This window comes from Pseudomonas sp. R37(2017), from assembly GCF_002113375.1.
Classification (GTDB): Bacteria; Pseudomonadota; Gammaproteobacteria; order Pseudomonadales; family Pseudomonadaceae; genus Aquipseudomonas.
The window spans coordinates 43,055-56,220 of sequence record NZ_NEHO01000016.1; the positions used below are offsets into that span (position 1 = coordinate 43,055).

Sequence of the window (13,166 nt, forward strand, 5' to 3'; positions counted from 1 at the left end):
GCAGCCACAAGCTTCAAGCTGCAAGTAAAAGCCAAGAGCGAATACCGTCCTGCTTTTACTTGAAGCTTGCTGCTAGAGGCTTGCAGCTGCCCCTCAGCCGTAACGCTTCGCCGCCTCGATCGCCAGGCCGCTACCGATGCTGCCGAAGATGTTCCCTTCCACATGCCGTGCATTCGGCAACATCGCCGAAACACTGTTGCGCAGCGCCGGGATACCGCTCGAACCACCGGTGAAGAACACCGTATCGACCTGATCGACCCGCACGTCGGCATCTGCCAGCAACTGGGTGACGCTGTTGCGCACCCGTTCCAGCAGATTGTCGATGGCCGACTCGAACAGTGCACGGCTCAAGTCCACGCTCAGGCCCGCTTCAATGCGGTCCAGCGGCACGTGGCGGCTGTCGGCGTGGGTCAGCCGGATCTTGGTTTCTTCCACTTCCATGGCCAGCCAGTGCCCGGCACGCTGCTCGATCAGCTTGAACAGGCGATCGATGCCGCCAGTGTCCTCGATGTCGTAGCGCATGCTGCCCAGGGCCAGCTGGGATTTCTGCGAGTACACCGAGTTGATGGTGTGCCAGGTCGCCAGGTTCATGTGGTGGCTGGTGGGCATGTAGGCGCCGCTCTTCATCCGGCTGCCGTAGCCGAACAGGGGCATCAGGCCGGCCAGCGAGAGTTGTTTGTCGAAGTCGGTCCCGCCAATGTGCACGCCGCCGGTGGCGAGGATGTCGTCCTGGCGGTTATCCACAGTGCGACGCTCCGGCGACAGGCGCACCAGGGAGAAGTCGGACGTACCACCGCCAATGTCGACGATCAGTACCAGCTCTTCTTTCTCGATGGTCGACTCGTAGTCGAATGCCGCGGCGATCGGTTCGAACTGGAACGAGACTTCCTTGAAGCCGATCTTGCGGGCCACTTCGACCAGGGTGTCTTCGGCTTCCTTGTCGGCCATCGGATCGTCATCGACAAAGAACACCGGGCGGCCCAGTACCACTTCTTCGAATTCCCGACCGGCGGCGGCTTCGGCGCGGCTCTTGAGCTGGCCGATGAACAACCCGAGCAGGTCCTTGAACGGCATCGCCGTGCCCAGGACGCTGGTGTCGTGCTTGATCAGCTTGGAGCCCAGCAGGCTCTTGAGCGAGCGCATCAGGCGGCCTTCGTAGCCTTCCAGGTATTCGTGCAGCGCCAGGCGGCCGTACACCGGGCGGCGTTCTTCGATGTTGAAGAAGACCACCGACGGCAGGGTGATCTTGTCGTCCTCCAGCGCGATCAGCGTTTCCATGCCGGGGCGCAGCCAGCCGACGGTGGAGTTGGACGTGCCAAAGTCGATACCCACGGCACGGGCTGGAGATGCGTTGTTCATGTCTTTCAGGTTCCGGTTAAAAAACGGCCGCGCAGTGTATGTCAGTGCGCGCCAGATTCGAAGGCCGGTTATCTGCTAATTCTTGCAAACAATGCCTTGAAAGATGGGACATCCTCCCCAAACTACCCTGCATCAACCGGACAGCCGCGGGAGTGCTCGCAAGAAGCCCCGCCTGCTGCCGATAAACTTCTGCTGCGCCACCCGGTCACACAATTGAGATCGGTCGGACCTATGGCTGCAAACAAGCGCATGTTTTGGCCTGTGGCGCGATTTGATAACGGATGGTGATTCCCGCGATGGACTTCAAAGACTATTACAAGATTCTCGGTGTGGAACCGACCGCAGACGATAAGGCGATCAAGGCCGCCTATCGCAAGCTGGCGCGCAAATACCACCCCGACGTCAGCAAGGAAAAGGATGCCGAGTCCAGGTTCAAGGACGCCTCGGAAGCCTATGAAGCGCTGAAAAGCGCCGACAAACGCGCCGAGTACGATGATTTGCGCCGCTATGGCCAGCATGGCCAGCCGTTCCAGGGACCACCGGGCTGGCAGAGCCGTGGTGGTTTCGGTGGCGGCGGTCAGGACACGGGCGATTTCTCGGACTTTTTCAGTTCGATCTTCGGCAACCGTGGGCCAGGTTTTGGTGGTGGAGGACAGTCACGTCGCAGCACCGGACGTCGAGGGCAGGACGTGGAAATGGAACTGGGTGTTTTGCTCGAAGAAACACTGTCGACCGAGTCGAAGAAGGTCACCTTCCAGGTGCCGCAATACAACGCGGCCGGCCAGCACGTAAGCAACACCAGCAAAAGCCTGAACGTGAAGATCCCGGCCGGTGTGAGCGACGGCGAGCGCATTCGCCTCAAGGGGCAGGGCGCTCCGGGCGTGGGTGGCGGCGCCAATGGCGACCTGTACCTGACGATCCGTTTCGCGCCGCACCCGAAATTCGACGTCGAAGGCGAGAACCTGATCATCACCTTGCCTTTGGCTCCGTGGGAGCTGGCGCTGGGCGCCGAGGTCGCCGTGCCGACCCTGACCGGCAAGATCAATCTCAAGGTGCCGGCCGGCAGCCAGAACGGCCAGCGCATGCGCGCCAAGGGCCATGGCCTGATGAACAAGGCCGGTGAACGCGGTTACCTGTTTGTGCAGTTGAAGGCCGTGATGCCGAAGAAGTCGGACGATGACATCAAGGCCCTGTGGCAGGAACTGGCGAAAAAAGCCGCATTCGACCCGCGTGAGCATTTTTGATCCTATGGAACCAAGGAGTCACTGACTATGAGCAGTCCCCTGATCGTTCAACTGGACATGGCAGAGTTCTGTGAGGCGACCGAGCTGTCGGACGTCTACGTGATCGAAATCGTCGAACACGGCATCCTCGAACCTCAGGGCGCCCAGCCCAGGGACTGGCGTTTCACCGATTATGAACTGGCCCTGGCCAAGCGCGCCGCCAAGCTGCGCCATGATCTGGAACTGGATTGGGAGGGCGTTGCGCTGGCGCTGGACCTGCTCGAAGAGGTCCGGGAGTTGCGGGCGGAAAACCAGATGCTCAGGCAGCGGTTGGGGCGGCTGGTGGTGGAATAGTCGTTCGGGCGTTTCTTGTGCCTGTTCAACGGCACATGCGCACATCAGGCTGGCGGTAGATATGTATTTTCGGCCCCGTGATTTTCGAATCATCGGGGCCTTTTCATTGGATTGGCCCAACAGTTATTTGGACTTTTGTTTCGGGTGCAGGTGAATAAGCTGATAGCTCTTTTCCTGTCATCAAGGTGATTCAAAAGTGTCTGATTTGCATGGAAGCAACTCACATCAACAGCCGGGCGCGGCCGCCGAAAGTAACGGCATGCATTACCAGCGTGTGCTCGACGCCATACCCCGCTTTATAAAAGACGCCCCGTTGGCGAGGTTGAAAACCTTACCGGCGCTCGAGCCGCAAATGCCTGAATGGTATAGCGGTGCGCGGGAAACAGACCGCCAGTATCTGAAGGAATTGATTGAAGACCAGGGGCGCCTGCAAGGCGTGCTGGACAAGACGCTGGGCGACTTGCAGCACGACATCAATGCTTTCGCCGAGCCACTGCTGCGCTCGTCAATGCAGTCGAACTTCAACAGGGTACGGAACATCGATGAACTGACCGTGCAACTTGAAGTGCCGAGCAAAATTGGTTTCGTCATCGATACCGGGGCCAGTCGCGTTCGCCAGTCCACGTTGCTGGAGGCCGCACTGCACAACTTCGAAGAGTCCGAAACCGAAGAGGGTGCGTTCCGCAACAGCTCCGGTATTTACCGCAAGGACAGTCTGGGCTGTCTCAGCCTTGAATCGGCCATCACCCTGCCAGAATTTGCATCGATGTGCCGACGACTGGACATCGGCGCGCAGTACCAGCGGCACATCAAGTCCGTCCTGTTGCCCGTCACCGAGCAAGCAAGGCAAACCTTGCAACAGGATTGTGTAGCCAGTGAAAAGGCCGCCTTCCATGTGGCGGCCCTGATTGCCCGGTTGAAGGGTGATATCAGCGATTATGCCTACGGCAAACTTGCGCAACTGCGTGAAGACCAGGCCAACGTCACGTTTTACGACCGGCCGCTGCACAGCCACCGTTTATCGCTGATGGGCTTCAGGCTGACCGGTATTGTGTTGTTCAGTGCCATCGGCGACCCATCGCAACTCAAGCAGACAATCGACGCGCTGACGCCTGCCTGGTTGAAATTCTGGAGCGAGTGGTCGGAGCGTGTCCCGGTGTTGCCCGGCAAAGAGTACGAACAGTACAAGTTGCTACAGGCATTCTTTGCCAATGGACCGCAGGGCGTGAGCGAAGAATTACTTCGTCGGGACGACATCTACCAGCAAAGCCGTTTGTCCGGCCCGTTGATCGCCTATGTGCCCGATGACCCTGACCACCCGCTGAAGGAATACTCGTCGCTGACCGCATTCATGAAGGAGCTGCTGGGTCAGTTGCGAAACAAGGACTACCAATCCTTTTTCAGCCGTTTCGTGGCGCAGCAAGACAAGGGGCTGTTTTTCACACGGGCCAACGAACGCCTCACGACCTTCACCTGGCATGAGCGCGAACCGCTGGACATGGGCCCATGGTGGCGTGAAACAGCGGTCGAAAACCCCAATGCCGAACCGATCACCAATCGGATCGAGGGTGATCTGTGGGTGGCGCTGTTTGTGGCGCGGCGTGACAAGGCCATCGCCGATGCCAGGCTGATCGCCGTGCCGACCGACGATGAAGATGCCACTGCACGCTTCAAGCGCTTGACCAGCTATCTGTCGATCGGTTGGAACGTTTTCAATTTTGCCGCGATGCTGGTGCCTGGTCTCGGTGAAGCCATGCTGGGAATCATGATTGCGCAAATGCTGGCCGAGGTAGCGGAGGGCGTCGAGGACTGGAGCAAGGGCGACAAGGACGAGGCTTCTGCCTACTTGAATGGGGTTTTGATCAACTTCGCGCAGTTGGCGCTAATGGGCGCCGGTCACGTGTTGCCCAGCGGCGGGCTGACGCCAATCAAGGTCTCGCCATTCGTCGAAGGCCTCAAGCCCGTGGAGGTCGCCGGCAAGCCGCGTTTGTGGAACCCGGACCTTGGCCCCTATGAGCATCCGGTCGTCTTGCCTGACGGGATGAAGGCCAACGAACAGGGGCTTTACCAACATCAGGATCAGGACCTGCTGCGGCTCGATGACAAATGCTATGGAGTCAAACAGGACCCGAACACCGGTGAGCATCGCCTGCAGCATCCAACCCGCACCAACGCCTACCGGCCACGGCTGGAGCACAACGGTGCCGGCAGTTGGAAGACTGAACTCGATCAGCCGCTTGAGTGGGACAGGCGGCAATTGCTCAGGCGTTTGGGCGCTTCGGTGGACGGGGTCTCCGATGAAACCCTGGAGCAGGTCCTGATCGCCAGTGGCATGCACGAAAATGCACTGCGCCGGCTTCACGTCGAACATGAAACCCCACCCGCGCTGTTGACCGACACCCTCAAGCGCTTCAAGGCCCATGCCGATGCGCAAGCCTGTGCGGAGCAGATTCTGGCCAATCGGCTCGGTGACGAATGGGCCGATTATGCGGTGCGCTGCATGACTGAAATGCGTGGCTGGCCCGGTAACAAGGCGATCGAAATCTTCAAGGGGCCGGATCTGACGGGGGAATCGATCAAGGACGGCTATGCCAACGCATCGCCGGCCGATACGTTGCAGATGACCTGGTCCGAGTTGCTGGCAGGCGCGCTGCCCGAGCGGGTAGTTGGCTTCCTGGATGAAGGCGCGCTTCGCGAGCTGCTCGGAGAACGGTTTTCCGGTGACGTACACAAGCATGCCGAAGCGCTGCGCGATCAATGGGCGGCACAGACACGTCAGCGCAAGCGGCAATTGTTCGATCTGCTGTACCAGCGTCGAACTCGTTCGGACGATGTGTCGGTGAACCTGCTCAAGGGTGACTTTTCAGAGATCTCCATCGACCAGGCGCAAGAGCTGCTGCGCGAAGCGCATCCCTCGGACGTGCAGCACTTGAGCGAAAAAAAACGCGTGCCGTTACGCCTGGCTGAACAAGCCCGCAAAGCCGCGGAGCAACTGCGGATGACGCGGGCCTATGAAGGTCTTTACCTCGACGCATTGCACAATTTTGATACCGAGCGCCTGGAACTGCATTCGCTGGCAGCGTTGCCGGGCTGGCCAGCGGATCTGCGTCTGGAGATTCATGAGTATTCATTCGGAGGAACGCTGGCCGATAGCATCGGTCCTGTCGATGCGCCGATCCGAAAGGTGCTGGTTTTGGACGAAAACGGCCGCTACAAGGCGCGGGACGACAGCGATTTACATCTGCACGGCGCGGACAATGTGTATGCGGCGGTGCTGCACGCCCTGCCCGACGCACAACGAACGACCCTGGGCTACGGCATCAACGAAGCGGCGCGGCTTGAGCAAGGGATAAAAGCACGTCCGCTGGACCGTAATGTGTTTGAGCCGATCCTGCGGGATGACCCGAACTTCAAGCCGGCATACGACCCGGCCGTCATGCGCCTGCGTGGCGGCATGCCAGGGTATGCGCAGCAAGCGCCGCGCGGGATGGGGTTGCGGCGCCGGGCTCGCTCTTTGTATCCGGGCCATAGCACGGAGGAAATCGAAGCGCTGTTGACCGAATTCAGCCAGAACGGTGGTTCGGCGCATGAGCGACTGACCGCGCTGGAGGACGAGTTCAATCAACTGAATCGATCGCTGCAACGCTGGATAAACTCACCGACCCAGTCCTTTCGCTTTAGCCCGGCGGGTGTGGCGGAGTGGAAAGCACGAGAGCAGATCTACAAAGCGCTCAGGCAATGCTGGCAGCGAACCGGGCCGGCGGGCGTCGAGGTCGCGGGAGTGGTGCGGCCCCAGGCATTGCGGTTGGACAATGTGGGCAACCTGGACAAACTTCTGGATACGCTGCCCAGGCTGCAGGCCAACTTTGACCACGTCACCTACCTGAGCCTGCGCAACGGCGGGCTGGGCGCCGAGCATATGTCTTTTCTCGATGCTTTTCGCCAGGTGCGTTCACTCAACCTGCAAGACAATCTGCTGACTGCCGTCCCGCAAGCACTGAGTGATATGCGCCACCTCACTGACCTCTCCCTCAGTGACAACCGCATTGTGCTGGACGTGCTGGCGGTGGATCGCTTGAAGAAACTGACCCGACTCAGGTCGTTGGGATTGCGCGGCAATCCGTTGGGGCGTGTACCGGACATCAGCCAGATGCCGCATTTGCAGGTGCTGTTGCTGAGCGATGCCGGGTTGGACACCTGGCCTGTCGGGCTATTTTCCCAGTCGCGACCGCGCAACATCTATTTCGATCTGAGTCGCAACCCGATCAGTCGGATTCCCGAGGTTGCGCCTGGCTCGTTCCGCGCCGAGTTGCTGGCGCGTACCTTGATCAGTCGTGAACCACGCTGGATCTCGGCAGAGAACCTGGACATCCTCAAGTCCTACATCGAATCGGTGGGCATGGACCCGGAGCGTCCTTACCCGCCGCGCGGCGCGCTGGACGGCGCCGACTGGTCGATGGGCATGACAGAGAAGCAATGGCAGGAAAAGCAGAAAGTCTGGGACGAGGTGGAGGATGAGTTCGATTCGGTAGCGTTTTTCAATGAAATTCGCCAACTCACCCAATCGGCCGATTTCACCGCCGGGGGTGACTATCAGTCGGACCTGACCTCGAAGGTCTGGCGCATGATAGAGGCCATGGCCCAGAACAGTGAGCTGCGGATCAAACTGTTCGACGAGGCGACATTGCCTTCCAATTGCGTGGACGGCGGCACGCAACTGTTCAATGCCATGGGTGTGCAAGTGATGATTCATGAGGCCTACGCTCTGGGGCGCGTCGATTTGATCGAGACACAATTGCTGGAGCTGGCTTTGGGCAAGTCTCGGCTCGATGAGCTCGGGGCCATTGCCCGTGCGCGGGTGGCCGAGCGTATATCGAAGGGCGAGCGGCTACGCCGGGTCGACGACCATGGCAATGTGACGGGCTCCATCGATGAAGTGGAAGTGCATCTGGCTTACATGACCGATCTGGCGCAACGCCTGGACTTGCCATGGCAGGCCCGGGGCATGCAGTTCCGCAAGATCGCCGACGTGAGCAAAGAGATGATCGAGGCAGCGTTCCTGCGGATCAAGGCCCTGGAGGAGGGTGATTTGCTGGTCGATCGCATCGTCGAGCAACCCCTCTGGAGAACCTGGCTGGAGTCTACTTACCGCGAGGAGTTGAGTGGCTTGAAGCGTCGGATTGACGCCACCACCGATTTGCAGGACGCATTGCAGCGCAGGGCCGATGGAGCGCACCTCACGGTTGCGGAAATCGCCGATGTGGCGGCAGAAATCAAGGCGCTTTGCAGCGAGTTGGGCAAAAGTGAAAGTGAGTTTGCGGACGGCCAACTCATGACTGACGAGGTGTATGTTCAAGACTTGAACGATATCGATCGGCAGATCACACAACAGCTGAAAACCTTGACCCGAAACGCAATGAGTAGGGCAGACCTGGAGCGGCGGCTGCGGATCACATCCACTCGGTAACCACACAAAGAACAAAGGCCTCGACACGGTGTGTGCGAGGCCTTTTTTCAGGCGTGTCAGTCGATTCAGAACAGGAAGTAGCGCTGCGCCATCGGCAAGGATTGCGCCGGCTCACACCAGAGCAAAACACCATCGGCCTTGACCTGATAGGTCTGCGGATCGACATCGATGTTCGGCAGGTAGTCGTTGTGGATCAGGTCGGTTTTCTGTACGTCGCGACAGCCTTTGACCACGGCGATTTTCTTTTTCAGACCCAGCGCCCCGGGCAAGCCTGCCTCCTGCGCCGCCTGGCTGATGAAGGTCATGCTGGTGGCATGCAGCGAGCCGCCGTAGCTGGCGAACATCGGACGGTAGTGCACCGGTTGCGGGGTCGGAATCGAAGCGTTGGCGTCACCCATCAGGCTGGCCGCAATGGCACCGCCCTTGAGGATCAGGGTCGGCTTGACCCCGAAGAACGCCGGACGCCAGAGCACCAGGTCCGCCCATTTGCCCACTTCGACCGAACCCACTTCATGGCTGATGCCATGGGTGATCGCCGGGTTGATGGTGTACTTGGCGATGTAGCGTTTGGCGCGGAAGTTGTCGTTGCCGGCGCCATCGCCGGGCAGTGGGCCGCGCTGCTTTTTCATTTTGTCGGCGGTCTGCCAGGTGCGGGTGATGACTTCGCCGACGCGGCCCATGGCCTGACTGTCGGAGCTGATCATCGAGAACGCGCCGAGGTCGTGGAGGATGTCTTCGGCGGCAATCGTCTCGCGACGGATGCGGCTCTCGGCGAAGGCCACGTCTTCGGCAATGCTCGGGTCGAGGTGGTGGCAGACCATCAGCATGTCGAGGTGTTCGTCGATGGTGTTGCGGGTGAACGGCCGGGTCGGATTCGTCGAACTTGGCAGCACATTGGTAAAGCCACAGGCCTTGATGATGTCCGGCGCGTGACCGCCACCGGCTCCTTCGGTGTGGTAGGTGTGGATGGTGCGGCCCTTGAAGGCGGCGAGTGTGGTCTCTACGAAACCGGATTCGTTGAGGGTGTCGGTGTGGATCGCCACCTGTATGTCGTACCGGTCGGCCACGCTCAGGCAGTTGTCGATGCTCGCTGGCGTAGTACCCCAGTCCTCGTGGAGCTTGAGGCCGATGGCGCCGGCCTTTACCTGCTCGATCAACGGCTCCGGCAGGCTGGCGTTGCCCTTGCCGGTCAGGCCGATGTTCATCGGGAACGCGTCGGCGGCCTGGAGCATGCGCGCCAGGTGCCACGGCCCGGAGGTGCATGTGGTCGCATTGGTGCCGGTGGCCGGTCCGGTGCCGCCACCGATCATGGTGGTGATGCCGCTCATCAAGGCCTCTTCGATCTGCTGCGGGCAGATGAAGTGGATGTGGGTGTCGATACCGCCGGCGGTGAGGATCATGCCTTCGCCAGCAATGACTTCGGTGCTGGCGCCGATGGCGATGTTGACGTTGGGCTGGATATCCGGGTTGCCGGCCTTGCCGATCGCTGCGATGCGCCCGTCCTTGAGACCGACGTCGGCCTTGACGATGCCCCAGTGATCGATGATCAGTGCGTTGGTGATCAGGGTGTCGACCACCTCGGCGGCCAGCAACTGGCTCTGACCCTGGCCGTCACGGATGACTTTACCGCCACCGAACTTCACTTCTTCGCCGTAGGTGGTGAAGTCCTGTTCCACTTCGATCCACAACTCGGTATCGGCCAGGCGCACCTTGTCACCGACGGTGGGACCGAACATGTCGGCGTAGGCTTGACGGGAAATCTTCATTCGTTCGCCTTGGAATTCAATTGAATTTGAAATCGCTCGCATAGCTCGCTTTTCGCGAGCAGGCTCGCTCCCACAGTTGATCGCATTCCAATGTGGGAGCGAGCCTGCTCGCGAAGGGGCCAATGGGGACACCACATGAATTACAGGTCACCCATGACTCTGCCGGCAAAGCCGAACACCCGACGATGCCCGGCCAGGTCCACCAATTCCACCTCGCGACTCTGTCCCGGTTCGAAGCGCACGGCAGTGCCTGCGGGGATGTTCAAACGCATGCCGCGACTGGCGGCCCGGTCGAACGTCAGGGCGTCGTTGGTTTCGAAAAAATGATAGTGCGAACCGACCTGGATCGGTCGGTCACCGCTGTTGGCCACCTTCAGACTGAGGGTGCGCCGACCGGCGTTGAGCTCGATTTCGCCGGGCTGGATCTGGTATTCGCCGGGAATCATCAATGGGCTCCCTGGAGGATCTTGTAGTAGAGGGCGGTCGGCTTGTAGCAGCCACTCGGGTCGCAGGCGTAATCGGGAATCTCGCCGACGCGTGTATAACCCAGCGATTGGTAGAAGTCTTCGGCGGGCGAGCCGGCCTCGGTATCGAGGTAAAGCATGCCGCGCTTGTACTGCAGGGCGGCCTCCTCCAGCGCACTCATCAATTGCTGGCCCAGTCCGTGGCGCCGCGCCTGTTCGCGCACCAGCAACTTCTGCACTTCGGCACGGTTCAGGCCGTTGGCTTTCTGGCACAGGCCCAGCTGTACGCTGGCCTGCACCTGCTCGTCCTTGACCACCACCCACAGCAACACACTGCCCTTGTTGAGGTTGTCCTGGACTTCATCGAAATAGGCGTGGGCCTGGGTCGCATCGAGGTCAGCCATGAAGCCGACACTGGCGCCATGGCCGACGGCATCGAGCAGCAGATCGATCAGGCCCTGGCGATAATGCGCAAAGCTTTCAACGTTGACGCGTCGCAGTTGGGCGGCGTTCATCGGGCATTACTCCTGGTCGATGCTCGGCGGCTGCGCGCCGGGGTTGAGGGTCAACTGCATGAAGGTCAGGTCCAGCCAGCGACCGAACTTGGTGCCGACCTGAGGCATTTGCCCGGTGGTGATAAAGCCGATGCGCTCATGCAAGCGAATGGAGGCGACGTTACCGCTTTCGATGGCCGCGACCATCACGTGCTTGCCGCAGCCTTTGGCGCGTTCGATCAGCACGTCCATCAGTTGCGGGCCGAGGCCGTTGCCACGCTGGTCGCTGCGCACGTAGACCGAGTGCTCGACGGTGTGACGGAAACCGTCGAATGGCCGCCAGTCGCCGAACGAGGCATAGCCGAGCACGGTGTTGTCGACATCGACGATCACCAGAATCGGATAGGCCTGGGACTGCCTGGCGCTGAACCAGGCCTGGCGGTTGCCGAGATCGACTGCCTGTTCATTCCAGATCGCCGTGGTGTTGAGCACCGCGTCGTTGTAGATGTCACGGATGGCCGGCAGGTCTGCATGCACGGCATCGCGGATGTGGTAAGTCATGGTGCGGCCTCAGGCGATGGGTTGGTGGACGGTGACCAGTTTGGTGCCGTCGGGGAAGGTGGCCTCGACCTGGATTTCCGGGATCATTTCAGGGATGCCTTCCATCACTTGTTCGCGGGTCAGCAGGGTAGTGCCCAGGTGCATCAGGTCGGCCACGGTCTGGCCATCGCGGGCGCCCTCAAGCAGCGCCGCGGAAATGTAGGCCATGGTCTCCGGATAGTTGAGTTTCACGCCACGGGCCAAACGCCGCTCGGCCAGCAGACCGGCGGTAAAGATCAGCAGCTTGTCTTTTTCGCGTGGGGTCAAGTCCATTGTAGACATCCATCAGGGCAGATAAAAAAGAGTTGGGTATCCCCTGTAGGAGCGAGCAGGCTCGCGATGACGTCGGCACACTCAATATATATGGCAACTGATACACCGCTATCGCGAACATGCTCGCTCCTACAGAAAAGCAATTCAGGTGTTCCATATTCTGGGTGGCAAGGCTTCGCGGCCAAGCAAGGCGGGGCGCAACAACTTCCAGAGCTCAATCAACCACCCCCGCGCCAGCAGCGCTTCACTGGCCAGGCACCGTGCAACCAGCAAGCCCGGCAACTGGGTCAGATCCCCGCGCACGTCGTTGGGCAGCGAGCGGCAGGTTTCCAATCGTTCGCTATCGATCTCACCCGTCACCAGCAGCGTCGCAAACACCGGTTGCCCGTCGAGCCCGATGGGTGAATCAAGCAAGCCGTCCGCTCCGACAATGCGCTGGCGTTCATGCCAGAGCAACTGGCCGTCGCGACGGATATCCAGTTGTGCCTGGAAGTGCCCAAGATCGAAGCGTTCGCCGCTGGCTGGACGGCCCAGGGCGACGACGTCCCAGTAGAACAGCCGTGCATCGCCCTCAAGGTCGATGCGGGTACTGAGTTGCGCCTGGGCAGCGCTGAAAACGATCGTTTCCTGGGGCAGCCATTCCAGAGTCGCACCGGCCGCCACTTGCAAACTCAGTTGCTGACAGGCCGGGTCGGTGGCGCGATACCACTTGGCCGCGCCTGGGCTGGTGATTTGCGCCCAGGCGTTACGCTCGACGCTGGCCGAGATCTCCAACCGATCACCGCCGGCAATCCCGCCGGGCGGGTGGACAATGATGTGCTGGCAGACTTCCGGCCCCTCTGCATACAGGTGTTTTTGCACCCGCAACGGACCTGTGTGGCGGCGCAGGATCGGGCGCGTGGTGTTGTCGAATCGGGCGTAGCCCAGTTCCAGTTCGGCGTGCCAACTGGGGGTGAACAAGGCGCCGGAAGCGGGAAGGGTCATAGTCAGTGCTTATCGTGAGCTTGTCAGGATGTTTGCAAAGGCTGTGCCGCCAGGCATTTCAGGCAGGAGAGGGCTACTGAGCGCTTGGGTGCACCAATAGCGTGCGCAGCCGCAGGTTCGGCGCGACAAATTGGTGCCTTGCCCGAAGCGGCGGTCCGCTTCGGGCGCTTTCGGCTCGTTGA

10 protein-coding genes are annotated in these 13,166 nt (G+C 60.5%); 3 read left to right on the forward strand and 7 right to left on the reverse strand.

The window, feature by feature from the left end; all coding sequences use genetic code 11:
• Nucleotides 1–93: 93 nt before the first annotated feature.
• Nucleotides 94–1,359: an Hsp70 family protein gene (locus CAG47_RS21985; protein WP_085727349.1), complete on the reverse strand. Its 1,266-nt coding sequence runs from the start codon at nt 1,357–1,359 to the stop codon at nt 94–96.
• Nucleotides 1,360–1,655: 296 nt separating this feature from the next.
• On the opposite strand from CAG47_RS21985, the gene CAG47_RS21990 reads away from it, so the two are divergent.
• The 3 genes from CAG47_RS21990 (at nt 1,656) to CAG47_RS22000 (ending at nt 8,403) form a co-directional block, all read left to right on the forward strand.
• The gene (locus tag CAG47_RS21990) at nt 1,656–2,603 is read left to right on the forward strand and encodes a DnaJ C-terminal domain-containing protein (protein WP_085727507.1); all 948 of its coding nucleotides are present in this window, start codon (nt 1,656–1,658) and stop codon (nt 2,601–2,603) included.
• Nucleotides 2,604–2,630: 27 nt separating this feature from the next.
• Complete coding sequence (locus CAG47_RS21995; RefSeq protein WP_085727351.1) at nt 2,631–2,936, forward strand: chaperone modulator CbpM; 306 nt, start codon at nt 2,631–2,633, stop codon at nt 2,934–2,936.
• A 196-nt stretch (nt 2,937–3,132) separates the two neighbouring features.
• Nucleotides 3,133–8,403: an NEL-type E3 ubiquitin ligase domain-containing protein gene (locus CAG47_RS22000; protein WP_085727353.1), complete on the forward strand. Its 5,271-nt coding sequence runs from the start codon at nt 3,133–3,135 to the stop codon at nt 8,401–8,403.
• A gap of 65 nt (nt 8,404–8,468) precedes the next feature.
• Here CAG47_RS22000 and ureC read toward each other — a convergent pair whose 3' ends face one another.
• The 6 genes from ureC to CAG47_RS22030 form a co-directional block, all read right to left on the reverse strand.
• A complete protein-coding gene (gene ureC, locus CAG47_RS22005) occupies nt 8,469–10,169 on the reverse strand; it encodes an urease subunit alpha (RefSeq protein WP_085727355.1) in 1,701 nt (566 codons plus the stop codon).
• A gap of 140 nt (nt 10,170–10,309) precedes the next feature.
• Nucleotides 10,310–10,615 (reverse strand): urease subunit beta, encoded by a 306-nt coding sequence (locus tag CAG47_RS22010; protein WP_085727356.1) that lies wholly within the window; start codon nt 10,613–10,615, stop codon nt 10,310–10,312.
• Complete coding sequence (locus CAG47_RS22015; protein WP_085727358.1) at nt 10,615–11,148, reverse strand: GNAT family N-acetyltransferase; 534 nt, start codon at nt 11,146–11,148, stop codon at nt 10,615–10,617. The genes CAG47_RS22010 and CAG47_RS22015 overlap by 1 nt, the downstream gene beginning before the upstream one ends.
• 6 nt (nt 11,149–11,154) lie before the next feature.
• The gene (locus CAG47_RS22020; protein ID WP_085727360.1) at nt 11,155–11,688 is read right to left on the reverse strand and encodes a GNAT family N-acetyltransferase; all 534 of its coding nucleotides are present in this window, start codon (nt 11,686–11,688) and stop codon (nt 11,155–11,157) included.
• A 9-nt stretch (nt 11,689–11,697) separates the two neighbouring features.
• Entirely contained in the window at nt 11,698–12,000 is a 303-nt protein-coding gene (locus CAG47_RS22025; RefSeq protein WP_085727362.1) for an urease subunit gamma, read from the reverse strand.
• 144 nt (nt 12,001–12,144) lie between these two features.
• Nucleotides 12,145–12,984, reverse strand: a complete 840-nt coding sequence (locus tag CAG47_RS22030) for an urease accessory protein UreD (protein WP_085727364.1) — start codon at nt 12,982–12,984, stop codon at nt 12,145–12,147.
• Nucleotides 12,985–13,166: the final 182 nt, after the last annotated feature.

Bases quoted from the DNA above. Each gene is read 5' to 3' on its own strand.
- CAG47_RS21985 (WP_085727349.1), bottom strand. From the start codon at position 1,359: ATGAACAACGCATCTCCAGCCCGTGCCGTGGGTATCGACTTTGGCACG.
- CAG47_RS21990 (WP_085727507.1), top strand. From the start codon at position 1,656: ATGGACTTCAAAGACTATTACAAGATTCTCGGTGTGGAACCGACCGCA.
- CAG47_RS21995 (WP_085727351.1), top strand. From the start codon at position 2,631: ATGAGCAGTCCCCTGATCGTTCAACTGGACATGGCAGAGTTCTGTGAG.
- ureC (WP_085727355.1), bottom strand. From the start codon at position 10,169: ATGAAGATTTCCCGTCAAGCCTACGCCGACATGTTCGGTCCCACCGTC.
- CAG47_RS22010 (WP_085727356.1), bottom strand. From the start codon at position 10,615: ATGATTCCCGGCGAATACCAGATCCAGCCCGGCGAAATCGAGCTCAAC.
- CAG47_RS22015 (WP_085727358.1), bottom strand. From the start codon at position 11,148: ATGAACGCCGCCCAACTGCGACGCGTCAACGTTGAAAGCTTTGCGCAT.
- CAG47_RS22020 (WP_085727360.1), bottom strand. From the start codon at position 11,688: ATGACTTACCACATCCGCGATGCCGTGCATGCAGACCTGCCGGCCATC.
- CAG47_RS22025 (WP_085727362.1), bottom strand. From the start codon at position 12,000: ATGGACTTGACCCCACGCGAAAAAGACAAGCTGCTGATCTTTACCGCC.
- CAG47_RS22030 (WP_085727364.1), bottom strand. From the start codon at position 12,984: ATGACCCTTCCCGCTTCCGGCGCCTTGTTCACCCCCAGTTGGCACGCC.